The following is a 24,703-nucleotide window of genomic DNA, read 5'->3' on the forward strand; positions in this document are numbered from 1 at the left end:
GAATTGCAATGGCTAAGCGACCATCAATCGTGCCGCGGCGGCGCCAGCACCTCGCGGTTGCCGTTGTGCCCCTGCTCGCTGACGATGCCCTGCGCCTCCATCTGTTCGATGATGCGCGCGGCGCGGTTATAGCCGATACGGAACTGGCGCTGTACGCCGGAGATGGAGGCTCGGCGTTTATCCACCACGAAATCCACCGCCTGGTCAAACAACGGATCCAGCTCTTCGTCGCCGTCCATCCCGCCACCGGCACCGCCCTCGCCATCTTCGCCGCCGCTGAGAATGCCCTCTTTATATTGGGGCCGCTCGCGCGCTTTCCAATCCTTGACCACCGCGTGCACTTCCTGATCGCGCACGAATGCGCCATGTACACGCACCGGGATCGAGGAGTTCGGCGCCAGATAGAGCATGTCACCCATACCCAGCAAGGACTCGGCGCCCCCCTGATCGAGGATGGTGCGGGAGTCGATCTTGCTCGACACGGTAAAGGCGATACGCGTCGGAATGTTGGCCTTGATCAGGCCGGTGATCACATCCACCGAAGGACGCTGGGTTGCCAGCACCAGGTGGATACCCGCCGCACGCGCTTTTTGCGCCAGGCGAGCGATCAACTCTTCAACCTTCTTGCCAACCGTCATGATCAGGTCGGCGAATTCGTCGACCATCACCACGATGTACGGCTCTTTCTCCAACACCGGCGGCGTGATGTCCATGCTGTCGGTCGGTTTCCAGAACGGATCCGGGATCGGACGCCCCATCGCTTCGGCCTGATCGACACGCTCGTTGTAGCCGGCCAGGTTACGCACGCCCAGGGCAGACATCAGTTTGTAGCGGCGTTCCATCTCACCCACGCACCAGCGCAACGCGTTGGCGGCGTCTTTCATGTCGGTGACCACATCGGTCAACAGGTGCGGAATACCTTCGTAAACCGACAGCTCCAGCATTTTCGGGTCGATCATGATAAAGCGCACTTCTTTCGGCGTGGCCTTATACAGGATGCTCAGGATCATGGCGTTGACCCCGACCGATTTACCGGAGCCGGTAGTACCGGCGACCAGCAAGTGTGGCATTTTGCCCAGATCGGCCACGACCGGTTCGCCGGAGATGTCTTTACCCAATACGATGGACAGCGGCGACGGATTGTCGCGGAAGGCCGGGCAGTCCAGCACTTCGCGCAGATACACCGTTTGCCGCTTGGCGTTCGGCAGTTCCAGACCGACATAAGGCTTACCGGGGATCACTTCCACCACGCGCACCGCCGAAGTCGACAGCGAGCGCGCCAGATCGCGCGACAGGTTGGAAATGCGCGCCGCTTTAACGCCCGGCGCCAGATCCAACTCGAAGCGGGTGATGACCGGCCCCGGCAGGATATCCACCACGTCGGCTTTTACGCGGTAATCGGCCAAACTGGCCTCCACCAGGCGCGCTTTCTGTTCCAGCGCGAAGGAGTCGACCGGCTCCACCTCTTTCGGCGCTTCGGTCAGCAGATCCAGCGTCGGCAGCGGCGTAGTCGGCTTCTGCAGCGGCTGATCGTTGCGCATCAGGAACGGGTGAATCAAGCTGTCCATCGCCGGGTGCGGCTCGGCCGGAGCTTGCTGAGGCTGCTGCTGCACCGGTTGCTGTGGTTGCTGATATTGCTGCTGCGACGGCTGTTGATACTGCTGTTGTTGCTGCGGCTGCTGATAAGATTGCTGCTGCGGCTGTTGGTATTGTTGCGGCTGCGTATGCGGTTGCTGGGCAGCCGGCGCCGCAGGCTCAAACTGGCCAAACGGCACGTCGTCCTCTTGCTCGCTTTGCTGTTCAATGCGCTCTTCAAGCTGTGGGGACAGCGTGAACATCGGCTCGCTCGGGCCATCGTCCACTAAATCCGCCATCGGCGAGAAGCTGAAAGCATTGCGGGTATCAACCGGGCTGGCGGCCGGCGCCTGCGGGGCAGTCTCTTGCTGGCCATAACGCGCCTGCTGCTGCTCGGCGAAAGCCTGACGCAGCGCAGCCTCTTGCCGCGCCTCTTCATCGTCCTGTTGGACTTCACCGTAACGTTGGTTCTGTTGTTCGGCGAACGCCTTGCTCAGCTCGGCTTCCTGCTGAGCCTGTTCATCATCCTGCTCCGGCGCGTAGCTTTCGCCATAGCGCTGGCTTTGCTGTTCGGCGAACGCCTGGCGCAGCGCGGCTTCTTGCTGCGCCTCTTCTTCCTGCGGGCTCACCGCCGTCGGCTGTTGAGGCTCCGCCTGGCGCTGTTCCTGTTCGGCAGCACGCTGCGAAGGCAGCTTGATGCCGTAGGAAGCCAGCTCACGACGGGTCGGAATACGCACCGGATTCGGCCGCGGCAACTCAGGGCCGATACCCTGTTTAACCTGAGAATTGCCGTCGCTGGTCGCCGTGAAGGCCGGCATAAAGGTCGCCGCCGCGGCGCCCACAGCGGCAGCGGCTGCCGTATCCAGTTGTGGCTTGGCGCCGGTGGCGCTGAAACCACCTGCTCCGCTGACGTCGGCACTGTCGCGCTGCGCGGCGGTAAAATCAAAGGGAGAACGCGCTGCCGGCTGCGGGGCCGGCTCTTGCCAATTGCCCAGGCGCGGCTCATCGTCATCCTGATAAGGATCGACAGGGCGCGTCGCCTTAGGCGCTGGTGTTTCTTCCGGGATTTCGAAGGAATACAGCGGCGGCGTGGCGTCTTGCGCCGGGGTGCTCACCGGGTGCTGATTGACCGAGGCCGGCGCGGCCGGCGCCACCGTTACCGACGGCGCCTGTGTGGCGATCGGCGCGGCAACGGGCTCGTGGATCTCTGCCTTCACCGCTGGTGCAGGCGAAGCCGCCGGCGCGATTGGCGCGGCGTCGGCTTCAACCTCACTATCGTCGGCTCGCAGGCCGCTGAGCAACGGATCGGCGGCGTCTTCCCCCGCCTCTTTGGCGCTTTCGGTGACCGAGGGTGCGGAGAACAGCACGTCGTCATCGGCAGCCGCGGCTCCGGCGGCGGTCGCCGCAACCGCTGCAGCGGCGCCCTTCCCTGCCTGCTCAGGCTCGTCGTCAACGTAACGCTCGTCATCCTCGAAATAGCGATCTTCGCGGCGTGAGCGATTGGTCATCACCGTCGCGACGCCCAACACCGCACCGCCGATCTTCTCGGCGATCACCAGCCAGGACCAGCCGGTAAACAGCGTCAGCCCCGCAGCCCACACGCACAGCAGCGCCAGCGTAGCGCCGATGCCGTTGAACCACGGCAACATGGCGTTGCTCAGCAGGCTGCCGATCACGCCGCCGGAAGCGAAGTAATAGAGATCGTCAACGTTCAGCGCCGCCAACCCGCAGGAGGTAAGCACTAACGCCAAGGTACCGATCAGGCGCAGGGAGAGCGCGAAATAGTCGACGTAGTCTTTGTTGCCGCGTTGGCGATAGGCTGCCCAGCACAGGATCAGCATGATCGGCGGTATCGCGTAGGCGAGCACCCCGAAGGTGAAGAACAGCGTGTCGGCCAACCAGGCCCCAACACCGCCGCCCAAATTGTGAATCGGCTCATGCCACGCGGTCTGCGACCAGCTTGGGTCAGACGGATTGAAACTGACCAACGCAGCCATGAGGTAAACGGCAAAAATCGCTACCACGATAAGCGCAGCCTCCAGCAAACGCCGGCCACTGCTGAGTCTTTTCAGGGTAACTTCTTTATCTTCTGTATATTCCTGGCTCAAGAAAGGCTCTCCAGGTTCCTGTTAGCTGACATAGCAACAGCGCCGAGAAGCTTCCCCGGCGCCGAAACTGTATGAATAAACAGGAGTGTAACCAATTTAATCAGGTTTTGCACCTGCACCTTACCGTGTTTTGATAACCAGACGGTTACTCTGTTTCACTTCTTCCATCACTACGTAGGTACGGGTGTCGTTAACCCCCGGCAAACGCAGCAAGGTTTCGCCCAGCAGTTTGCGGTACGCCGACATGTCCGGTACGCGGGTTTTCAACAGGTAGTCGAAATCACCGGAAACCAGATGACACTCCTGAATCTCTTCAAGCTTCTGCACTGCCGAGTTGAATTGCTCAAACACATCCGGCGCGCCACGGTTCAGCGTGATCTCCACGAAAACCAGCAGGGACGCATCCAGATAATGCGGGTTAAGCAATGCGGTATAGCCATGAATGAAACCCTGGCGCTCGAGACGGCGCACGCGTTCTAAACATGGTGTCGGGGATAACCCCACGCGCTTCGAAAGCTCGACGTTCGAAATACGCCCATCCTTCTGCAGCTCATTCAGGATGTTGCGGTCGATACGGTCGAGATCTTTACCCGGGCGTTTCTTGTTGTCTGCCATTATTATTGTCTCTCTTATTTTCTTCCGTGCACTTGCCACACCCTAGCCAACGTCAATGTGTAAGGGTTCGTTCCAAGCGAAGACCCGATGCCTGTCATGTGCTTCTTCACTACCATCATTCCACGCCGCGCAGCCTGTCTGTCCAACCCCGCGCGACGCCGGCAACGACGTTTAGGTCGAGAAAAAATCAGCAAACGCTTGCGCGCCCTGCTCCGCACATCCACCACGCATTGCCGCCTCGCGGCGCAAATACGTACGATTTGCTGGTGTTACGGGGATAATTTCTTCTTCCTATGATGTTTTCGCAAATGCGCAGCGGATTGTCAAAGTAAAAGAAGCAAAATCAGAACAACGTACCGTCATGAAAAGTCTGCATCCCATTTTTGGTTATGAATCGCTGGCAGATAAACCCCGGTAGGGAGCGGCTGAAGTCGCAGAATGCGCCGTTTTTGCGCGGTTGGCGATTCGGTAGCCGAATGCGGCTTTGATAAGGTAAATTTCTGCGTTCGGCGTACGATTTGCCGACAGCGGGCGCATTAATAGGCGACAACTATCATACAAATCGTTAACAACGTCGCCCGGCGCTTTTTTTAATGCGCCATTTTCCCTACAATCGGCTTCATTGTCCGCCATTGTGGAATAAAGAGGTTATTCATGGGCACGGCTAAACATAGCAAATTACTGATTCTGGGCTCCGGCCCGGCCGGTTACACCGCCGCCGTCTACGCGGCGCGCGCCAACCTGAGCCCGGTGCTGATCACCGGTCTGGAGCAAGGCGGCCAGCTGACCACCACTACCGAAGTGGAAAACTGGCCGGGCGACGCCGAAGGCCTGACCGGTCCGGCGCTGATGGAGCGCATGCGCGAACACGCGGAGAAGTTCCAGACTGAGATCGTCTTCGATCATATCAACAGCGTCGATCTGCAGCAGCGTCCGTTCCGCCTGTTCGGCGACAGCGGCGAATACAGCTGCGACGCGCTGATCATTGCGACCGGTGCCTCCGCCCGCTACCTTGGCCTCCCTTCCGAAGACGCCTTCAAGGGCAAAGGCGTTTCCGCCTGTGCGACCTGCGACGGTTTCTTCTACCGTAACCAGAAAGTCGCCGTGGTCGGCGGCGGCAACACTGCCGTTGAAGAAGCGCTGTACCTGTCCAACATCGCCGCCGAGGTTCACCTGATCCACCGCCGCGACAGCTTCCGTTCAGAGAAGATCCTGATCGACCGGCTGATGGAAAAAGTGAAAAGCGGCAACATCGTGCTGCACACCGACCATACGCTGGACGAAGTGCTGGGCGATGAAATGGGCGTGACCGGCGTGCGTATCCGCAGCACCAAAGCGGAAAACGAAACCCGTGAACTGGAACTGGCCGGCGTGTTCATCGCCATCGGCCACAGCCCGAACACCGGCATCTTCGGCGGCCAGCTGGAGCTGGAAAACGGCTACATCAAGGTGCAGTCCGGCATTCACGGCAATGCGACCCAAACCACCATCCCCGGCGTCTTCGCCGCTGGCGACGTGATGGATCACATCTACCGTCAGGCGATCACCTCCGCCGGCACCGGCTGTATGGCGGCGCTGGACGCAGAGCGTTACCTGGACGGCATCGCCGGCGCAGAAGTCTGCTAAGACGTTCTCTTCATCAGCGAAAAGCGGCTCTCGAGCCGCTTTTTTTTGTCTTCAGCCCCCAGGAGGATGCACGCCGATGCATAATCTTCTTCACTGGCGCTTGCTGGTTGCCGTCGCCGACAACGGCACCATCACTCAGGCTGCGGCGCTCTGCGGCATGACGCAGTCTGCCGCCAGCCAGGCCATCGCTCAACTGGAGACGATGCTGAGCACCCGGCTTTTGGTGCGCCAGCCACACAATGTCGTCCTGACCCAAAGCGGCCTGCAGATCGTCGCCCATGCCCGCACGATGTTGGAAGGACTGCGGGCCATTCAACAATGCGCGCAGCAAGCCGGTAATGCGCACGCGGGCAAAATACGCCTGGCCAGTTTCCCGTCGGCATTTAGCACGCTGTTGCCGCCGCTGCTGCGCAAGTTTCGCCGTCTGTATCCCGACATTGAGCTGATTACGCTCGAGGGCACCGACCACGAAGTGGAGAGCTGGTTAACATCGGCAACGGCAGACATCGGCGTGGTGCTCAATCCGGCACCGGAGCGGCTGTGTTTCCCTTTGGGGGAAGACACCTGGTTAGCGGTCGTGCCCAGCGCGCACCCGCTGGCGCGAGCGCGGCGGCCGGTGGCGCTGGATGCCCTGTTCCGGCTGCCTTTCATCCTGGCGACCGGCGGATGTGATGTGAATGCGCAAAGTTTGGCGCAGCAGTCGGGCCTGGCACTGGCCGATATCCGCGCCACCGTCAGCGACTGGCAAACGGCGTTGACGCTGGTCAGAGAAGGCACGGGCGTTGCGCTGATGCCCGCGTCGGTGATCCCGCCCGATGCGCTCGGAGTTTGCGCTCTGCCGCTCGTTGCGCCGGTTTATCGTCGTTTCGGCCTGGCCTGCTCATCCGAGGCGGCGGTCCTACCGCCCGTCCAAACCCTGCTGAATTACCTGCGCAAACAGGAGCAAACCCTGGCCAGTCGCTGAGCTAATAGCGGCTTTCTGAAATTTCCATTTTCCCGCCGGCATCCGCGTCGGCATGCTGTGGCAAGCGCTCTCATTGACCCACAAGGAAATAGCATGAAGCTGTATTTTGCTCCCGATGCCTGCTCGCTGGCCCCACATATCGTCCTGCGGGAATTAGCGATCCCTTTCACCCTGGTCAGGGTAAACAATCGCAGCAAGCGCTGCGCCGACGGTGAGGATTTCTATCGCATCAACCCAAAAGGTTACGTCGCCGCCCTGCAGCTGGACGACGGCAACGTGATCACCGAAGGCCCCGCCATCGTTCAATACCTCGCCGACCAGCGCCCAGAGAGCCGGCTGGCACCGCCACCGACGGCCTTTGAGCGGGTAAGGCTGCAGGAATGGCTTAATTTCATCACCAGCGAGATCCATGCCGGTGCCGCCCCCTTGTTCAATGATGCCCTGCCCGAAGATGCCAAGGCGTTGCTGCGCGACAAGTTGAGACGGCGATTGGGTTATCTCGCGCAAGCGTTGGCACAACAAACTTACCTATTGGGAACGTATTTCAGCGTCGCTGACGCTTATCTGTTTACCGTGTTGCGCTGGATGGCGCGCTTCGAGATTTCGCTGAGCGAGTGGCCACCGCTCCAGCATTATGTGACGCGGATCGCAGAGCGAGCGTCGGTGCGCGCCGCTCTGGAAGCCGAGGCCACGAGTGAGCAAGTCAAATAGTCGGTAACGCGTCTGTTATAGCCACATTTGGCCGCTTTATTATTTTCAGTCTGCCGGGTGACGAGGTAACATGGGACCTCGCTTGTTTGTCGCCGATTGCGCCAAACACTATTATTTAACAGTACGTTAACCCAGCCTGTAACAAACGGGCACCGGCGACGCAGACGCATATCTGATGAAAAAAAACAGACAGCAACAGTTAACCCGTTGGCTTAAAACCCAGAGTTCGTTGGCGCAGCGTTGGCTGCGCCTTTCCATGCTGTTGGGGCTGTTCAGCGGCCTGCTGATCGTGGCGCAGGCGTGGCTGCTGGCCAGCCTGCTGCACGCCCTGATCATCGAACATACCCCGCGCGAACAGCTGATCCCTTCGTTTATCTGGCTGGCCGCCGCGTTCGCGCTACGGGCGCTGTTAAGCTGGCTGCGGGAACGGGTCGGTTTCCTGTGTGGCCAGGTGATCCGTCAGCGCATGCGCCAGCAGGTGCTGGATAAACTGCAGCAGCTCGGCCCGGCCTGGATCCAGGGCAAACCGGCGGGCAGTTGGGCCAGCATCATCGTCGAGCAGATCGAGGATATGCAGGACTATTACTCGCGCTATCTGCCGCAGATGTATCTGGCAGTCTTCATCCCGCTGCTGATCCTGATCGCCGTCTTCCCGATCAATTGGGCCGCAGGCATCATTTTGCTGGCGACCGCGCCGCTGATCCCGCTGTTCATGGCGCTGGTCGGCATGGGAGCCGCCGATGCCAACCGCCGCAACTTCGTGGCGCTGGCGCGATTGAGCGGCAACTTCCTCGACCGCCTGCGCGGCCTGGACACCCTGCGGTTGTTCGACCGCGCGCAGGCCGAAACGGCGCAGATCGCCAAATCCTCCGAAGACTTCCGCAGCCGCACCATGGAAGTGCTGCGTATGGCCTTCCTCTCTTCCGGCGTGCTGGAGTTCTTCGCTTCGATTTCCATCGCCGTGGTGGCGGTGTACTTCGGCTTTTCTTACCTCGGCGAACTCAACTTCGGCAGCTACGGCCTCGGCGTAACGCTGTTTTCCGGTTTTCTGGTGCTGATTCTGGCGCCGGAGTTTTTCCAACCGCTGCGCGATCTCGGCACCTTCTACCATGCCAAGGCGCAGGCGGTCGGCGCGGCGGAAGCGCTGGAAACCTTCCTCAGCGCCGAAGGCGAGCAGATGGGCAACGGCACGCGGCAACTGCCCGCCGATCAACCGCTGACGCTGCAGGCGAACGCATTGGAAATCCTGTCGCCGAACGGCGTACTGCTGGCCGGGCCGCTGAGTTTCACCCTGCAACCGCAGCAGCGCGTAGCGCTGGTCGGGCTGAGCGGCGCCGGCAAAAGCTCGCTGCTCAATCTGCTGCTCGGCTTCCTGCCCTACCGCGGCTCGTTGACCGTCAACGGCATCGAGCTGCGTGAACTGTCCGCAGAAAACTGGAGGCAACAGCTGAGCTGGGTCGGTCAGAACCCACACCTGCCGGCGCAAACCTTGCGCGCCAATATCCTGCTGGGCTGCCCGCAGGCCGACGAAGCGCAGCTGCAGCAGGCGGTGGAACTCGCCTACGTCAGCGAACTGTTGCCGTATCTGCCGCAGGGGCTCGACACCGAAGTAGGCGACAACGCCGCCCGCCTGTCGGTCGGCCAGGCGCAGCGCGTGGCGGTCGCCCGGGCGCTGATCGGCCCGCGCCGCTTGCTGCTGCTGGATGAACCGGCCGCCAGTCTCGATGCCCACAGCGAACAACGGGTGATGCAGGCGTTGAATGCCGCTTCGCATCAGCAAACCACCCTACTGGTCACGCACCAGTTGGAAGACACCGAAGACTACGATCAGATCTGGGTGATGGATAACGGGCGCATCGTGCAACAGGGCGATTACGCCACCCTCAGCGCCCAGCCGGGCCTGTTCGCCACTCTGATCGCCCATCGCCGCGGGGAGCTTTAATCATGCGCGTTTTGCTGCCGTTTTTGGCGTTGTATCGCCGCCATAGCCTGCTGATTAGCCTGGGCATCCTTTTGGCGATCGTCACCCTGCTGGCCAGCATCGGCCTGCTGGCGCTTTCCGGCTGGTTCCTGGCCGCCTCTTCGCTGGCCGGATTGGCGGGCCTGCTGACCTTCAACTACATGCTGCCGGCCGCCGGCGTGCGCGGCGCGGCGATCTTCCGCACCGCCGGGCGCTACGCCGAGCGCGTGGTCAGCCACGACGCCACCTTCCGCGTGCTGTCGCACTTGCGAGTGTTCACCTTCAGCAAGATCCTGCCGCTGGCGCCGGGCGGCATCGCTCGCTTTCGCCAGGCCGACCTGCTCAACCGCCTGGTGGCGGACGTGGACACGCTGGATCACCTTTATCTGCGGGTGATCTCGCCGCTGATCAGCGCGGCGGTGGTGATCCTGGTGGTCACCTACGGCCTGAGCTGGCTGGATCCTGCGCTCGCCCTGACGTTGGGCGGCATTCTGTTGCTGCTGTTGCTGCTGGTGCCGCCGGTGTTCTACCGCGCCGGCAAACCGATCGGCGGCCAACTCACCGCGCTGCGCGGCCAATACCGTACCGACCTGACCGCCTGGCTGCAGGGGCAGGCGGAACTGGTGGTGTTCGGCGCCGTCAACGACTTCCGCCAGACGCTGAACGCCACCGAACAGCGGTGGCAACGCCGCCAGTGGCAGCAGGCCTCGCTGAGCGGCAAGGCGCAGGCGCTGATGATCCTCGCCAGCGGGCTGACGGTGACGCTGCTGCTGTGGCTGACCGCCGCCGGCATCGGCGGCGATACCCAGCCCGGAGCCCTGATCGCGCTGTTTGTCTTCGCCGCACTGGCGTCGTTCGAAGCGCTGATGCCGGTCGCCGGCGCCTTCCAGCACCTCGGCCAGGTGATCGCCTCCGCCACGCGGGTCAAACAGATCATCGATCGTCAGCCGGAGGTCACCTTCCCTGCCGTCGGCCCGGCCGCGGCCGATCGCGCTCAGCTCAGCCTGCAGCAGCTGAGTTTCACCTATCCCGATCAGCCGCAACCGGTGCTGCGCGACGTCACGCTCGAGGTCGCGGCCGGCGAACACATCGCCTTGCTCGGCCGCACCGGCTGCGGCAAGTCCACCCTGCTGCAGCTGCTGACCCGCGCCTGGCGCACCGACGGCGGCAAAATTCTGCTCAACGGCGAACCGCTGGAGGATTATGATGAAACCACGCTGCGTCGGATGACCACGGTCGTCAGCCAGCGAGTGCATATCTTCAGCGATACGCTGCGGGAAAACCTGCGGTTGGCCGCACCGAATGCCGACGACGCTCGCCTGAGTGACGTACTGCAGCAGGTTGGGCTGGGCAAATTGCTGGACAGCGACGGCGGGCTGAACGCCTGGTTGGGCGAAGGCGGCCGGCAGCTGTCCGGCGGCGAACAGCGCCGACTGGGTATCGCCCGCGCGCTGCTGCATCCGGCCCCGCTGCTGCTGCTTGACGAACCGACCGAAGGGCTGGACGCCGAAACCGAACAGCAGATCCTGGCGCTGCTGCGCCGGCATTGTCAGGGCAAGACGCTGATCCTGGTGACGCACCGTTTGTACGGCCTGGAACATCTCGACCGCATTTGCGTAATGGATGACGGCCAAATTGTCGAACAGGGCGATCACGCCACCCTGATGCGCCAGCAGGGCCGCTATGCACGCTTTCGCAACCGTATCAGCAACCTGGCGCCGTAATCGGCCCGTAGAGGACGCAGAGACCTTGTATGCGCATCGTTAAGCTTTCCCCCCAGTCGCTGGCGTTTCCCTCGCCTGAGGGCGCCCTGCGCGATCCCAACGGCCTGCTGGCGATCGGCGGCGACCTCACGGCGCCGCGACTGCTGGCGGCCTACGAGCGCGGTATCTTCCCCTGGTACTCGCCGGGGGAAGCGATTCTGTGGTGGTCACCCGATCCGCGTGCGGTGCTGTTCCCTGCCGAATTTCATCTCAACCGCAGTCTGAAACGCTTTTTGCGCCACGATCCGTTTCGCATCACGCTCAATCACGATTTCGCCACGGTGATTGCCGCCTGCGCCCACCGGCCGGATGAAGGCACCTGGATCGGCCCGGAGGTGCAGCGTGCCTATCAGCATCTGCATCGCCTCGGCTACGCGCACTCGGTGGAGGTATGGCAGGATGATCAACTGGTCGGCGGCATGTACGGCGTGGCGCAGGGCGCGTTGTTCTGCGGCGAATCGATGTTCAGCCGCGTCACCAACGCCTCAAAATGCGCATTGATGGCCTTTTGCCGCCATTTTGCCGCTTATGGCGGGGAATTGATTGACTGCCAGGTGCTGAACGCTCACACTGCCCGCCTTGGCGCGCGTGAAATTCCGCGCCGTCAATTTTTGCAGCAGCTCAGCACCCTTCAACGGCGGCCTTTGGCGTCGGCGTGCTGGGCGCCGCAAGTCATATCCCCACAGCCGGTTGAACCGCCCTCTCCAGTAAACTAATTGATGGAAACGGTGCAATGTTCACCGACACATCTTTACATAATGGGGGTTTTTCGGCATTATCTTGCCGGTTAAAAACTAAGGTAGTTAGACCTAGAGGATTCGATGGCCAAAGAAGACAATATTGAAATGCAGGGCACCGTTCTTGATACGCTGCCGAACACCATGTTCCGCGTTGAATTGGAAAACGGGCACGTGGTAACCGCACACATCTCCGGTAAAATGCGTAAAAACTATATCCGCATCCTGACGGGCGACAAAGTCACTGTAGAGCTGACCCCGTACGACCTGAGCAAAGGCCGCATTGTCTTCCGTAGCCGTTAATCGGCTCACCGCGCGCCACATGCTGGCGGCATCGAGGATGTAATCCCTCGGGAGCCCTTTCCGTTTACCCCCGCAGCGACGTTACACAACGGGTTGCAGGTGCGCAGGTAAACTGAGAGGGCTCACTCGTTTCTGTTGTACGGTGAATCTCACCCATAAAAAAAAGCGATGCCGAAGCATCGCTTTTTCTTTGCCTGAAGCGGCCTTAATGCACCGCACCCTCGTCCGCCTTGCGCTTGGCGGCACTGAGGAAGTGGTAGGTCAGCTGTTTCTTGTCCTTGTCCAGCTCGACCTTCACGGAACCGCCGTCCACCAGCGAACCGAACAGCAGCTCGTTGGCCAACGGTTTCTTCAGGTTTTCCTGCATGACGCGCGCCATCGGACGAGCGCCCATCGCACGGTCGTAGCCCTTCACCGACAGCCAGTCGCGTGCTTCGTCGCTCACTTCCAGCGAGACGCCCTTCGCATCCAGCTGCGCCTGCAGTTCGACGATAAACTTGTCGACCACCTGCTGGATCACCTCGGTAGACAGATGGTTGAACCAGATGATGTTGTCCAGACGGTTGCGGAACTCTGGCGTAAACACCTTCTTGATCTCTTCCATCGCGTCGGTGCTGTTGTCCTGCTGCACCAGACCGATCGATTTGCGTTCGGTTTCCCGCACCCCGGCGTTGGTGGTCATCACCAGGATCACATTGCGGAAGTCCGCCTTGCGGCCGTTGTTGTCGGTCAGCGTGCCGTTGTCCATCACCTGCAGCAGCAGGTTGAACACGTCCGGGTGCGCCTTCTCGATCTCATCGAGCAGCACTACCGCATGCGGATGCTTGATCACCGCATCGGTCAGCAGCCCGCCCTGATCGTAACCGACATAGCCCGGAGGCGCGCCGATCAGACGGCTGACGGTATGCCGCTCCATGTACTCGGACATGTCGAAACGCAGCAGCTCGATATCCATCGCCTTGGCCAACTGTACGGTGACCTCGGTTTTCCCGACCCCGGTCGGCCCGGCGAACAGGAAGGAACCGACCGGCTTGCGCTCGTGGCCCAGACCGGCGCGGCTCATCTTGATGGCTTCCGTCAGCGCTTCGATCGCCTGATCCTGGCCGAATACCAGCATCTTCAAACGATCGCCCAGGTTTCTCAGCACGTCGCGATCGCTGGCCGACACGGTTTTCTCCGGGATACGAGCGATGCGCGCCACCACGGATTCGATATCGGCCACGTTGACGGTTTTCTTGCGCTTGCTGGCCGGCATCAGTCGGCTGCGGGCGCCCGCCTCGTCGATCACGTCTATCGCCTTGTCCGGCAGATGACGATCGTTGATGTATTTCACCGACAGCTCCACCGCGGCGCGGATCGCCTTGGCGGTATAACGCACGTCGTGATGCGCTTCATATTTGGTCTTCAGGCCGTTGATGATCTGAACGGTCTCTTCCGCCGTCGGTTCAGTGATATCGATCTTCTGGAAACGGCGCGCCAAAGCGCGATCCTTTTCGAAGATGTTGCTGAACTCCTGGTAGGTGGTCGAGCCGATCACCCGGATCTTGCCGCTCGACAGCAGCGGTTTGATCAGGTTGGCGGCATCCACTTGCCCGCCGGAAGCCGCACCGGCACCGATGATGGTGTGAATTTCATCGATGAACAGGATGCTGTTCTGATCCTGTTCCAGCTGCTTGAGCAGCGCCTTGAAGCGTTTCTCGAAGTCGCCGCGGTATTTGGTGCCGGCCAGCAGTGAACCGATATCCAGCGAATACAGCGTGCAGTCCGCCATCACTTCCGGCACGTCGCCCTGCACGATACGCCAGGCCAGGCCTTCGGCGATGGCGGTCTTGCCCACGCCGGATTCGCCGACCAACAGCGGGTTGTTTTTACGACGACGGCACAGCACCTGAATCGCGCGCTCCAGCTCACGATCGCGGCCGATCAACGGATCGATGCCGCCCACACGGGCCAACTGATTGAGGTTGGTGGTGAAGTTTTCCATACGGTCTTCCCCTCCGGACTGCTCTTCGTTCACCGGGTTTTCCGCATTCGGCGCTTGGCCCGGCTCGTCTTTACGCGTGCCATGTGAAATGAAGTTCACCACGTCGAGACGGCTGACGTCGTGCTTGCGCAGCAGATAAGCCGCCTGCGACTCCTGCTCGCTGAAGATGGCCACCAACACGTTGGCGCCGGACACTTCGCTGCGGCCGGAAGATTGCACATGGAAGACCGCACGCTGCAACACGCGCTGGAAGCTGAGCGTCGGCTGAGTGTCGCGCTCTTCTTCGCCGGCGGGCAGCGTCGGTGTGGTTTGTTCGATGAAGGCTTCCAGCTCCTGGCGCAACGCGGCCAGATCCACCGTACATGCCTCAAGCGCTTCTCGCGCGGCAGGGTTGCTCAGCAACGCCAGCAACAGGTGCTCCACGGTCATAAACTCGTGTCTGTGCTCACGCGCCCTGGCGAAAGCCATGTTGAGACTGAGTTCCAGTTCTTGATTGAGCATAAGCACCTCCCCAATAGATTGCCTTATTCAGGCTTTTTCCAGCGTACAAAGCAACGGATGCTCGTTCTCCCTTGCGTACCGGTTCACATTGACGACTTTGGTTTCCGCCACCTCGGCGGTAAAAACACCACAGATCGCCTTGCCTTGATAGTGGACCGTGAGCATCAGTTGCGTTGCGCGTTCAATATCATAAGAAAAGAACTTTTGCAGAACGTCAATCACAAATTCCATCGGTGTGTAATCGTCGTTGTTAAGTATAACTTTATACATAGACGGCGGTTTTACCGCATCGATTTGTTTTTCTTCGGCCAAGTGTTCAAAATTTAGCCAGTCGTTGTTATTGCCCATCGCTGCTCATCTTCTCTGCTCTGCCCTCTGATATGGGGGCAGGTTTCGGTTATTCAAAGTGGGGATAGTTACTATTTTATCATCTTCGGCATCGTCCCGCCGCACTGTAACGTGCGCAAAAAAACGGGCCAATTGTGACTGAATCGTGGCAATAGCGTTACCTGCTTCAAACTTTGGTGAACTGCTCCCCGCCGACAAAAGCCGATCCCTTGACGCCCCGATCATTTGCTCTAGAGTGTAAATTCGTGGCTGGTGGTCTTTTAACCACCCCTTGTCCACCCTGCTACCCGCCTACGGCGGGTGCGAATTCAGTTATTCATCTCACTTAAAATAGCGTTGCGAGGGATGTAAAAGCATGGAGACGGGTACTGTTAAATGGTTTAACAACGCCAAAGGCTTTGGCTTCATCTGCCCAGCCGGCGGTGGCGAAGATATTTTCGCGCATTACTCCACCATCAAGATGGATGGTTACAGAACGTTGAAGGCAGGCCAGCAGGTCAGCTTCGACGTGCATCAAGGGCCAAAAGGGAACCATGCCAGTCTTATTGTGCCGGTGGAAAGCGAGGCGCTGTCCTAAACGCTTCCGGCAGCGTCGCGCTGCATTGACCCTGACTGCGATAAAAATGCCAGCCGCCGTGTGACTGGCATTTTTTATGCCTTTTACTTACTCGCGCGCCAGCGCATCGATCGGATTCAGCCGCGCGGCATTGCGCGCCGGCAGATAGCCGAACACCACGCCGATACCGGTGGAACAGAGGAACGCGCTCAGCAACGCCGCCGGCGGGAAGCTGATCTGCCAGCCCGGCAATACCAGCTGCACCGCCAGGCCGATGGCGAACGACAGCGTAATCCCCAGCGCGCCCCCCACCAGGCAGACCAACACCGCCTCGATCAAGAACTGTTGCAACACGTCGCCGGAACGGGCGCCCACCGCCATGCGGATGCCAATCTCGCGCGTGCGCTCGGTCACCGACACCAGCATGATGTTCATCACGCCGATGCCGCCGACCACCAGCGAAATCACCGCCACCAGCGTCAGGAACAGCTGCAGCGTGCGGGTGGTTTTCTCTGCGGTTTGCACCAGGCTGTCCATGTTATAGGTGAAGAAGTCCTTTTTGCCGTGGCGCAGCGTCAACAGGCGTGACAGCTGCTGTTCCGCTTCCTTGCTGTCGTAGCCGTCGCGAATGCGCACGGTGATCGAGTCGAAATAATTGTTGCCCATCAGCCGGTTGGCCATGGTGCTGTAAGGCACCCACACGTTCAGCGTCTTGCTGCTGCCGAACATCGACTGCTTCTCCTTGGCCACACCGACCACCGTCGCCGGCATGTTGCCCACCAGAATCACCTCGCCCACTACGTTCTTCTGGTGCGGGAACAGCCGCCGTTGGGTATTGGCGTCGATCACCACCGTCTGCGCCTGAGACTGCACCTGCATCGGATCGATGCCGACGCCCTGGGTAAAGCTCATACCGTACACGCGGAAGAACTGTTCGCTGACGCCGTTGACATTGGCCGCCGCGTCGACGTTACCCAGCCGCAGCCGCATGCTGCTGCTGATGCTCGGCGACAGCGCGCTGATATACGGCTGTTCGCGCAGCGCATCGAGATCGCCGTATTTCAGCGATTGCCTGTAGGTTGGATCGTCGTCGCCGAAGTCCTTGCCGGGGTAAATGTCGACGGTGTTGGTGCCGATCGATTTGATGTCCGCCAGCACCATCTGCTTGGCGGCGTCGCCGATCACCAGGATCGATACCACCGAGGCGATGCCGATAATGATGCCGAGCATGGTCAGCGCGGTACGCATCTTGTTGGCCGCCATCGCACGCCAGGCCATCACCAGCGCTTCGCGAAAGCGGCCGCCCATCTGCCGCCAGGAAGGCGCCGCGGCGGCCAGCGCCAGCGGCTTGGCCTGGGTATCCTCCGGCGGCGCCGGACGCGAGTCGGCAATGATTTCGCCGTCGCGGATCTCGATGATCCGTTCAGCCTGGCGCGCCACCGCTGGATCGTGGGTCACCAGGATCACCGTGTGGCCCTGGGCGCACAGCTGTTTGAGGATCGCCATCACCTCTTCGCCGGAGTGGCTGTCGAGCGCGCCGGTCGGTTCATCCGCCAGGATCACCTGCCCGCCGTTCATCAACGCGCGGGCGATACTGACGCGCTGCTGCTGGCCGCCGGAAAGCTGGCTCGGCCGGTAGTTAACGCGCTCCCCCAGCCCCAGGCGCCGCAACAGCGCCTCCGCCCGTTCGCGCCGCGCCGCTTTGCCCAGCCCCGCGTACACCGCCGGCACCTCGACGTTATGCGCCGCACTCAGGTGCGGCAGCAGATGATAACGCTGGAAAATAAAGCCAAAATGTTCGCGCCGCAGCTGCGCCAGCGCATCGTCGCTCAGCGTCGCCACATCCTGTCCGGCCACCCGATAGACCCCGGCGCTCGGCTTGTCCAGACAGCCCAGAATGTTCATCAGCGTCGATTTGCCGGAGCCGGAGGCCCCCATGATCGCCACCATTTCCCCGGCGTCGATGCTCAGACTGATCCCCTTCAGCACCTCCACCGTCTGCTCGCCGGAACGGTAGCTGCGGCGAATGCCGCTCAGCTGTAACAGCGCCGCCATCAGCCGGCCTCCACGCCGCCGCGGCTGACAATCACCTCATCGCCCGCCTCAAGCCCGCTGAGGATTTGCACATCGATATTGTTGCGCAGACCGATAGCCACCTCACGCTTCTCTTCCTTGCCCTGTTTCAGCACCGAGACGTGGTAGCGATTGTCGGCGATCTGGTCACCCAACGCCGCCAGCGGGATCACCAGCGCCTGCTCGACGCCGGCCAGCTGAATATGCACCTGCGCCGTCATTTGCAAGCGCAGCAGCCTTTCCGGGTTGGGCACTTCGAAACGCGCATAATAGAAGATGGCATTATTGACCTTTTCCGGCGTCGGCTGAATGTCTTTCAGCACGCCGTCGAAGCGCCGAGTCGGATCGCCCAGCACCGTGAACCAGGCCTTCTGACCCGGCTTGAGGTTAATGACGTCAGCCTCCGAGACCTGCGCCTTCACCAGCATGGTGCCGAGATCCGCCAACGTCAGAATGTTCGGCGCCTGTTGCGCCGCGATCACCGTCTGGCCCTGCAGCGTGGTGATCTGCACCACGTCGCCATCCATCGGGGCTTCGATGCGGGTGTAGGCCAGGTTGATCTTGGCGGTATCCAGGCTGGCCTGGTTGCGGGCGATCTGCGCATTGATGGTGCCCACCTGCGCTTTCTTCACCGCCAGCTGCGTCGCTGCCTGATCCAGATCCTGACGCGATACCGCCTGCAGTTTGGCCAGTGCCTGGTTGCGCTGCAGCGTGACCGCCGCCAATTGCTGCTCGGCCTGTGCCTGCAGCAGCTGCGCATGCAGCTCGCGCAGCGTCGCCTCGCCTTCGCGAATGCTGTTCTGCGCCTGTTGCGGATCGATAACCCCCAGCAACTGGCCTTTTTTCACCTTGTCGCCGATCTCGACATACAACTTTTCCAACTGCCCGCTGACCTGCGCGCCGACGTCAACCTTGCGCACCGCGTCCAGCTGGCCGGTCGCCAACACGTTCTGCTGCAGATCGCGCTTGGTGACCTTTACCGTTTTGAAATCGGTTGGCGCCGGATGGCGGAAGTGCCAAACGGCCGCCGCGGCAATCGCCGCAATCACCGCCAGTGCGAGTATCCAGCGGCGTTTGTGTCCTTTAAACCCTGTCAAAATTGACCTGCCTGTGCTTGTGAATATCGACCGCCCATTGCGGCGGCGGAGCTAAATTAGCACGCACCGTAGGGAATAACTAAACCTTAGCTCAACACAATGTGGAGACACGCCTGGTTACAGTTCAGCATTGAACTCTCGTTTAGTGAAGCCTTGATGAAATAGCGCCATTCAACACAGCCAAGGATTTCATCATGTCACAGCTCAGCTACCCACTCGCCTCCGCCCGGCCGCTTAACGGCTGGCAACTGATGACGGCGCTGATCAATGGCGAAAAGGCGCCAAGCAACGCCTGGAAAAAAACCTCGTTTCGCCTGAAGTTTCTCGGCCGCTCGCTGCTCAACTGGCGCACCACCAGCGGCCTGCTCAGCACCCTGGCCAGCAACCCACTGCTGGAGGAGATCCTGAGCGCGCAGCCGAACCTGCCGTGCAAGCTGCATCGCCCCTACCTGGCGGCCAACATGAGCAAGATCGAATGCCTGTTCGCCCTGCGCGATCATTACGATCTCATCGTGCAGCGCATGCCGCTAAAGATGCGTCTCGGCCACCTCGGCCCACAGCCTTTCGTGCTGGCCCGCGCGATGGGCAAAAGCGAAGCGCCGATCACGCTGGAACTGGCGGCGATCGACAAACTGAATAAGGAAGGGGAAGCCACGCTGCTGCTGCGCAACGCCAACGGCGTGATGCTGGCGGAGATCACCTTTGCGCTGATGCATTATCAGCAGCAGCCGACGCTGTTCATCGGCGGCCTGCAGGGCGCGAACCATGAGGTGCCGCACGCCGAGATCCAGCACACCACCAAAGAGTGCCACGGTCTGTTCCCCAAACGGCTGGTGCTGGAAGGCATTTGCACGCTGGCGCGGCACCTCGGCATCCGCCAGATCGTAGCCGTCGGCAATGCCACCCATATCTATCAAAACTGGCGTTACCAAAGTAAGAAGAAGGATCAACTGCACGCCGATTACGATCAGTTCTGGCTGTCGATGGGCGCCAAACCGCTCGACAACGGCTATTTTCTGCTGCCCGAGCGCATCGCCCGCAAACCTATCGAAGAGGTTGCCAGCAAGAAGCGCGCCGAGTATCGCCGTCGCTATCAGTTGCTGGACGAGCTGGAACAGGGATTGGCGGCGCATTTCTGCGCCCGATAACGCCCGGCGGGCCGTCAGTCCGCCCGGCCGCGCGCCAGCCAGATCACCCGTGAGAACATTTTCTTCAGCAGCGGCGGCACCGAGTCCGTGCCCCATTCGCCGGCCTGCATCGCGACCTCGATCGCCAGATCCGGCTTCGACGAGTGGTGGACCGCTTTCAGGATCACCTTGCGCACCGGCATCTGCGCGTTGATCGGCACCGACGCCATTCGGTGATAGACCGGGGCGAACCCTTCACGGAACATGAAGTGTTCCATGTCCGGCGCCGGCAGCGCGGTCAGCCGATCGCGTTCGTTGTCTTCATGATTGTCCAGCAGGCTGCGTACGGTGTTGGCGTACTTTTTGCCCGCCTCATCGCCGTCCACCAGCGCATGCCACTCGATGCCCATGCGGCGGGCGAAGCGCAGCAGCGGCTTCAGGCCGCACTGAGCGAACTCGATGACCCTCACCCCTTCTGCCTCGAAATGGTAGCCGCACTGGCGCGCCAGCTCGTTCAGCAGCCACACTTCGGTTTCGCCCTCCACCAGCAGCCAGCAGCGGGCGAACAGCGACGACGGCCGGTTGAAACGGATGTGAAACGCAATGCGCCGCCCGTCTTCGGCGCTCAACCCGCGCGGCCCGAGACGATAGGTCGCGACCCGGCCCGACTCGCGCACCAGCCGGCAGACGTGCTCCACCGGCACCAGCGACACCAATTCGCTGGAGTTGGTGGTGGTGATGCGCTGCAGCGGCAGCTGATTGAGCAGCCCCCAGGCCACCGACAGCATGATCGGGTGCAGGCGAGTTTCCGGGTCTTCCACCAGCAGCAGCGGCCGGGCATGGGGATCCAGCTTGACGTCGCCCTTGGCCTGCAACAGGGTGGAAAACATCCCGAGCAGGATCAGGCGCATGCTGCGGCTGTTCGGTTCGGCCACCATGCGGTTGATGCCGTCCAGCGCACGCCAGGCGTCCTGCTCCGGTTCACCGCCGCGGCGGCGTGGCCGCGCCACCTGCGAACTCTGCTCGGCAAAATAGTGCTCGAGCAACTGCTGCATCGCCGCCAGCCCCTGACGCAGCTCGCCGTTGGTCAGCTTCTGCGGATTGCGCACCAGCTCGCGCGTCAGCTGATCCAGCTGCTGCGCCAACGCCTGGGTATCGGGTTTACGTTCATCGCCGAGGCTGCTGGGGCGCAGGCGGCGAATAAAGCGCGCGTCGCGCAGGCGCAGTACCGGATGAATGCGGATGATGGCGTGGGCCAGCTGTTCGATATGGTGCAGTTGAAAGGCATTGCCGTCGGCGTCGAGAAAACCGCGCCAGGTGCACACCGTGCCGTCGTCGGCCAGCTCGCCCTCGCAGCGGTAATGAATGCGGCTCAGGCCATCCTCGCCCTTGACCCACAGCGGCGTCAGGTGGCGATAACGCGGTAGGTGCGCATGGCCGATGTCTTTTTCGCAGAAGGTGAACACCACCTGCAGGTGGCGCTCTTTGGCCGACTCTTCACCGGGGGGGAAATGGAAATCGTGCGCTTCAAACCGATACAGCTTCTGCTCCGGCGCCAGCAGCAGCGTCAGCGCATCCAGCAGGCTGGATTTACCCCAGGCGTTTTCGCCGAGCAACAGCGTGTTGTCGTCCAGCATCAGGGACAGCCGATTAATGCCGCGAAAACCTACAATTTCGATACGCTCCAAGAACATCCGCCGCCTCCCGTGCGCGCCGTCGCCTCTTCAATGAGGCGACCTTCACAGAGCATGGTCAAAAAACCCCTTGCAGGTCAAGCGGCCAGCGTCAAATCTGCCGCTTTACTCCGGCCGGGCTTTTGGTTAGCGTGTGCTCCTCGCCGCCGTTCGTCGCGCATCAAAACTCAAGGACACTCGTTGCACCATGTACTCAGGACTGTTGATTATTCTGTTACCGCTGATTGTCGGTTACCTCATTCCCTTACGCCATCGCCCGCTGCTGGTGCTGATCAACCGGCTGCTCAGTTGGATGGTGTACGTGATCCTGTTTTTCATGGGCATCAGCCTGGCGTTTATGGAAGATCTCAGCAGTAACCTGGTGCTGATCTTCCAGTACAGCGCGGTATTCTTCTTCTGCATTCTCTGCGCCAATCTGCTGTTGCTGGCGCTGCTGGAGCGGCGCATGCCGTGGCGCAGCAGCCATAAACAGGAAAAGCTGCCCTCGCGCGTGCATATGGCGCTGGAGTCGCTCAAGCTGTGCGGCGTGGTGCTCGGCGGCTTCCTGCTCGGCCTGACGCAGTGGCAATGGCTGCAGTTCGCCCATAAAGGCAGCGAATATGCGCTGATCTTCCTGCTGTTGCTGGTCGGCATTCAGCTGCGCAACAGCGGCATGACGCTGCGCCAGATCGTGCTCAACCGCCGCGGCACGCTGGTGGCGTTGGTGGTGACCGTCGCGTCGCTGGCCGGCGGCGCGCTGGCGGCGCAGCTGCTGGGGTTGCCGATCAAGGCTGGGCTGGCGATGGCCTCCGGTTTCGGCTGGTACTCGCTGTCCGGCATTCTGATCACCGACGCCTACGGCCCGGTGATGGGCAGCGCCGCGTTCTTCAACGATCTGGCGCGCGAGCTGGTGGCGATCATGCTGATCCCGACGCTGGTGCGCCGCAGCCGCTCCACCGCCCTCGGCCTGTGCGGCGCCACCTCGATGGACTTCACCCTGCCGGTGCTGCAGCGCAGCGGCGGGCTGGACATGGTGCCCCCCGCCATCGTGCACGGCTTCCTGCTGAGCCTGCTGGCGCCGGTGCTGATCGCCCTGTTCTCCTGATCCTTTCCCCTGGGGGCCGGCCGGCCCCCAAAGCGTAATCATTCCCATCCGCACGGCAAAATTGCGCTAAATCAAACTTGCCCGCAGTAGTCGCACAAAAGCCTTTTGCAACCCCGATCGCCGATCTATGCTTTCAAACAAGCATTATAAATGCAACTTTAAAAATAAAAGGAAGCGACTATGTTCTGTGTGCAATGTGAACAAACCATCCGTACCCCGGCAGGCAACGGCTGCTCGTATGCTCAGGGCATGTGCGGCAAAACGGCGGAAACCTCCGATCTGCAGGATCTGCTGGTGGCGGCGCTGCAGGGACTCTCCGCCTGGGCGCTGCAGGCGCGTTCGCTGGGCATCGTCGACCACGAGATCGACAGCTTCGCCCCGCGCGCCTTCTTCTCCACCCTGACCAACGTCAACTTCGACTCCCAGCGCATCATCGGCTACGCGCGGGAAACCCTGCTGCTGCGCGACTCGCTGGCCGCCCGTTGCCGGCTGCTGGATGCCGGCGTGCGCGTCGATCACCCGATGGCGGCGCTGCAGCTGGCCGGCAACGATATGCCTGCGCTGCTGCAGCAGGCGGCGCAGTTTGCCCTCAACAGCGACAAGGCCGAGGTCGGCGACGACGTACACGGTTTGCGCATGCTGTGCCTGTACGGCCTGAAAGGCGCGGCGGCCTATATGGAACACGCGCACGTGCTCGGCCAGTTCGACGAGCAACTCTATGCCGACTACCACGCCTTTATGGCCTGGCTCGGCACCCGGCCGCGCGACGTCGACACCCTGCTGAACAACGCCATGGGCATCGGCAAGATGAACTTCAACGTGATGGCGATCCTCGATCGCGGTGAAACCCAGGCCTACGGCGATCCGCAGCCCAGCGCAGTCAACGTGCGCCCGGTGGCCGGGAAAGCCATTCTGATTTCCGGCCACGATCTGAAAGATCTGCGCATGCTGCTCGAGCAAACCGAAGGGCAAAACGTCAACGTCTACACCCACGGTGAAATGCTGCCGGCGCACGGCTATCCGGAACTGAAAAAATTCAAACATCTGGTGGGCAACTACGGCAGCGGCTGGCAGAACCAGCAGACGGAATTCGCCAAATTCCCCGGCCCGATCGTGATGACCTCCAACTGTATCATCGATCCTAACGTCGGCAACTACGGCGATCGCATCTGGACCCGCAGTATCGTCGGCTGGCCGGGCGTCAACCATCTGGAAGGCGACGACTTCGGCGCCGTGATCCGCCAGGCTCAGGGCATGAACGGCTTCCCTTACACCGAGATTGAACACCTGATCACCGTTGGCTTCGGCCGCCAGACGCTGCTGAACGCCGCCGACACGGTCATCGACCTGGTGTCGCAGAAAAAACTGCGCCACGTCTTCCTGGTGGGCGGCTGCGACGGCAGCCGCGACGAGCGCAGCTACTTCACCGACTTCGCCCGCAGCGTGCCGCAAGACTGCCTGATCATGACGCTGGCCTGCGGCAAGTACCGTTTCAACAAGCTGGACTTCGGCACGCTAGAAGGGTTGCCGCGCCTGTTGGACGTCGGCCAGTGCAACGACGCCTACTCCGCCATCATGTTGGCGGTCAAGCTGGCGGATACGCTCGGCTGCAGCGTCAACGAGCTACCGCTCAGCCTGGTGCTGTCGTGGTTTGAACAGAAGGCGATCGTCATTCTGCTGACTCTGCTGTCGCTAGGGGTGAAAAACATCGTCACCGGCCCGACCGCGCCGGGCTTCCTGACCGACAACCTGATGGCGATCCTCAACGAGAAATTCGGCCTGCGTCCGATCACCACCGTCGAGCAGGATATTGCAGCGCTGCTCGCCTGATGCCGTTACGTTATGGGGCCGCCTGCGCCGGCCCCTTTGTTTTTTGA

Annotated in this window: 18 protein-coding genes; 11 read left to right on the plus strand and 7 right to left on the minus strand. The window is 61.3% G+C overall.

Annotated features, from left to right (window positions below):
* Window positions 1-23: 23 nt before the first annotated feature.
* Together ACJ8HA_RS09275 and lrp are read right to left on the minus strand one after the other, a co-directional pair.
* The gene (locus tag ACJ8HA_RS09275; RefSeq protein ID WP_442515304.1) at window positions 24-3,683 is read right to left on the minus strand and encodes a DNA translocase FtsK 4TM domain-containing protein; all 3,660 of its coding nucleotides are present in this window, start codon (window positions 3,681-3,683) and stop codon (window positions 24-26) included.
* A gap of 120 nt (window positions 3,684-3,803) precedes the next feature.
* Window positions 3,804-4,298, minus strand: coding sequence for a leucine-responsive transcriptional regulator Lrp (gene lrp, locus ACJ8HA_RS09280; protein WP_004928318.1), 495 nt, complete (start codon window positions 4,296-4,298; stop codon window positions 3,804-3,806).
* Between the two features lie 654 nt (window positions 4,299-4,952).
* Here lrp and trxB point away from each other — a divergent pair.
* The 7 genes from trxB to infA all read left to right on the plus strand — a co-directional run bounded on the left by trxB (window position 4,953) and on the right by infA (window position 12,362).
* Window positions 4,953-5,924: a thioredoxin-disulfide reductase gene (gene trxB / locus ACJ8HA_RS09285; RefSeq protein ID WP_049204246.1), complete on the plus strand. Its 972-nt coding sequence runs from the start codon at window positions 4,953-4,955 to the stop codon at window positions 5,922-5,924.
* 76 nt (window positions 5,925-6,000) lie between these two features.
* Window positions 6,001-6,888, plus strand: a complete 888-nt coding sequence (locus ACJ8HA_RS09290) for a LysR family transcriptional regulator (protein WP_089180735.1) — start codon at window positions 6,001-6,003, stop codon at window positions 6,886-6,888.
* Between the two features lie 93 nt (window positions 6,889-6,981).
* Complete coding sequence (gstA, locus tag ACJ8HA_RS09295) at window positions 6,982-7,599, plus strand: glutathione transferase GstA (protein WP_049204244.1); 618 nt, start codon at window positions 6,982-6,984, stop codon at window positions 7,597-7,599.
* Window positions 7,600-7,774: 175 nt separating this feature from the next.
* A complete protein-coding gene (gene cydD, locus ACJ8HA_RS09300) occupies window positions 7,775-9,541 on the plus strand; it encodes a heme ABC transporter permease/ATP-binding protein CydD (RefSeq protein ID WP_049204243.1) in 1,767 nt (588 codons plus the stop codon).
* 2 nt (window positions 9,542-9,543) lie between these two features.
* On the plus strand, window positions 9,544-11,283 hold the full coding sequence (gene cydC / locus ACJ8HA_RS09305; RefSeq protein WP_043137717.1) for a heme ABC transporter ATP-binding protein/permease CydC: 1,740 nt from the start codon (window positions 9,544-9,546) through the stop codon (window positions 11,281-11,283).
* 29 nt (window positions 11,284-11,312) lie between these two features.
* The gene (gene aat, locus ACJ8HA_RS09310) at window positions 11,313-12,038 is read left to right on the plus strand and encodes a leucyl/phenylalanyl-tRNA--protein transferase (RefSeq protein WP_025302262.1); all 726 of its coding nucleotides are present in this window, start codon (window positions 11,313-11,315) and stop codon (window positions 12,036-12,038) included.
* Window positions 12,039-12,143: 105 nt separating this feature from the next.
* Window positions 12,144-12,362 (plus strand): translation initiation factor IF-1, encoded by a 219-nt coding sequence (gene infA, locus ACJ8HA_RS09315; RefSeq protein WP_002211347.1) that lies wholly within the window; start codon window positions 12,144-12,146, stop codon window positions 12,360-12,362.
* A gap of 205 nt (window positions 12,363-12,567) precedes the next feature.
* On the opposite strand, the gene clpA is transcribed toward infA, so the two are convergent.
* Complete coding sequence (gene clpA / locus ACJ8HA_RS09320; RefSeq protein WP_025302261.1) at window positions 12,568-14,847, minus strand: ATP-dependent Clp protease ATP-binding subunit ClpA; 2,280 nt, start codon at window positions 14,845-14,847, stop codon at window positions 12,568-12,570.
* A 27-nt stretch (window positions 14,848-14,874) separates the two neighbouring features.
* Window positions 14,875-15,195, minus strand: coding sequence for an ATP-dependent Clp protease adapter ClpS (clpS, locus tag ACJ8HA_RS09325; protein ID WP_141997706.1), 321 nt, complete (start codon window positions 15,193-15,195; stop codon window positions 14,875-14,877).
* Window positions 15,196-15,550: 355 nt separating this feature from the next.
* Between clpS and cspD the strand changes: the two genes are divergently transcribed.
* Complete coding sequence (cspD, locus tag ACJ8HA_RS09330; RefSeq protein ID WP_004928349.1) at window positions 15,551-15,772, plus strand: cold shock-like protein CspD; 222 nt, start codon at window positions 15,551-15,553, stop codon at window positions 15,770-15,772.
* Window positions 15,773-15,859: 87 nt separating this feature from the next.
* On the opposite strand, the gene macB is transcribed toward cspD, so the two are convergent.
* Together macB and macA are read right to left on the minus strand one after the other, a co-directional pair.
* Window positions 15,860-17,806 carry a macrolide ABC transporter ATP-binding protein/permease MacB gene (gene macB, locus ACJ8HA_RS09335; RefSeq protein WP_049204241.1) on the minus strand — a complete coding sequence of 649 codons (1,947 nt, stop codon included), beginning with the start codon at window positions 17,804-17,806 and terminating at the stop codon, window positions 15,860-15,862.
* Window positions 17,806-18,921 (minus strand): macrolide transporter subunit MacA, encoded by a 1,116-nt coding sequence (gene macA, locus ACJ8HA_RS09340; RefSeq protein WP_043137722.1) that lies wholly within the window; start codon window positions 18,919-18,921, stop codon window positions 17,806-17,808. Before macA ends, macB begins: the two co-directional genes overlap by 1 nt.
* Before the next feature lie 194 nt (window positions 18,922-19,115).
* Between macA and ACJ8HA_RS09345 the strand changes: the two genes are divergently transcribed.
* Window positions 19,116-20,069 carry a VirK/YbjX family protein gene (locus ACJ8HA_RS09345; RefSeq protein WP_197828590.1) on the plus strand — a complete coding sequence of 318 codons (954 nt, stop codon included), beginning with the start codon at window positions 19,116-19,118 and terminating at the stop codon, window positions 20,067-20,069.
* 14 nt (window positions 20,070-20,083) lie between these two features.
* Here ACJ8HA_RS09345 and ACJ8HA_RS09350 read toward each other — a convergent pair whose 3' ends face one another.
* Entirely contained in the window at window positions 20,084-21,742 is a 1,659-nt protein-coding gene (locus tag ACJ8HA_RS09350; protein WP_025302257.1) for an ATP-dependent endonuclease, read from the minus strand.
* Window positions 21,743-21,929: 187 nt separating this feature from the next.
* Between ACJ8HA_RS09350 and ACJ8HA_RS09355 the strand changes: the two genes are divergently transcribed.
* Both ACJ8HA_RS09355 and hcp read left to right on the plus strand, forming a co-directional pair.
* The gene (locus ACJ8HA_RS09355; RefSeq protein WP_025302256.1) at window positions 21,930-22,826 is read left to right on the plus strand and encodes a lysine exporter LysO family protein; all 897 of its coding nucleotides are present in this window, start codon (window positions 21,930-21,932) and stop codon (window positions 22,824-22,826) included.
* A 180-nt stretch (window positions 22,827-23,006) separates the two neighbouring features.
* The gene (hcp, locus tag ACJ8HA_RS09360; RefSeq protein WP_149570458.1) at window positions 23,007-24,656 is read left to right on the plus strand and encodes a hydroxylamine reductase; all 1,650 of its coding nucleotides are present in this window, start codon (window positions 23,007-23,009) and stop codon (window positions 24,654-24,656) included.
* Window positions 24,657-24,703 lie beyond the last annotated feature (47 nt).

The sequence above is a fragment of the Serratia sp. CY33802 genome, assembly GCF_052169095.1.
Classification (GTDB): Bacteria; Pseudomonadota; Gammaproteobacteria; order Enterobacterales; family Enterobacteriaceae; genus Serratia; species Serratia bockelmannii.

Bases quoted from the DNA above. Each gene is read 5' to 3' on its own strand.
- lrp (WP_004928318.1), bottom strand. From the start codon at position 4,298: ATGGCAGACAACAAGAAACGCCCGGGTAAAGATCTCGACCGTATCGAC.
- trxB (WP_049204246.1), top strand. From the start codon at position 4,953: ATGGGCACGGCTAAACATAGCAAATTACTGATTCTGGGCTCCGGCCCG.
- ACJ8HA_RS09290 (WP_089180735.1), top strand. From the start codon at position 6,001: ATGCATAATCTTCTTCACTGGCGCTTGCTGGTTGCCGTCGCCGACAAC.
- gstA (WP_049204244.1), top strand. From the start codon at position 6,982: ATGAAGCTGTATTTTGCTCCCGATGCCTGCTCGCTGGCCCCACATATC.
- cydD (WP_049204243.1), top strand. From the start codon at position 7,775: ATGAAAAAAAACAGACAGCAACAGTTAACCCGTTGGCTTAAAACCCAG.
- cydC (WP_043137717.1), top strand. From the start codon at position 9,544: ATGCGCGTTTTGCTGCCGTTTTTGGCGTTGTATCGCCGCCATAGCCTG.
- aat (WP_025302262.1), top strand. From the start codon at position 11,313: ATGCGCATCGTTAAGCTTTCCCCCCAGTCGCTGGCGTTTCCCTCGCCT.
- infA (WP_002211347.1), top strand. From the start codon at position 12,144: ATGGCCAAAGAAGACAATATTGAAATGCAGGGCACCGTTCTTGATACG.
- clpA (WP_025302261.1), bottom strand. From the start codon at position 14,847: ATGCTCAATCAAGAACTGGAACTCAGTCTCAACATGGCTTTCGCCAGG.
- clpS (WP_141997706.1), bottom strand. From the start codon at position 15,195: ATGGGCAATAACAACGACTGGCTAAATTTTGAACACTTGGCCGAAGAA.
- cspD (WP_004928349.1), top strand. From the start codon at position 15,551: ATGGAGACGGGTACTGTTAAATGGTTTAACAACGCCAAAGGCTTTGGC.
- macB (WP_049204241.1), bottom strand. From the start codon at position 17,806: ATGGCGGCGCTGTTACAGCTGAGCGGCATTCGCCGCAGCTACCGTTCC.
- ACJ8HA_RS09345 (WP_197828590.1), top strand. From the start codon at position 19,116: ATGTCACAGCTCAGCTACCCACTCGCCTCCGCCCGGCCGCTTAACGGC.
- ACJ8HA_RS09350 (WP_025302257.1), bottom strand. From the start codon at position 21,742: ATGTTCTTGGAGCGTATCGAAATTGTAGGTTTTCGCGGCATTAATCGG.
- ACJ8HA_RS09355 (WP_025302256.1), top strand. From the start codon at position 21,930: ATGTACTCAGGACTGTTGATTATTCTGTTACCGCTGATTGTCGGTTAC.
- hcp (WP_149570458.1), top strand. From the start codon at position 23,007: ATGTTCTGTGTGCAATGTGAACAAACCATCCGTACCCCGGCAGGCAAC.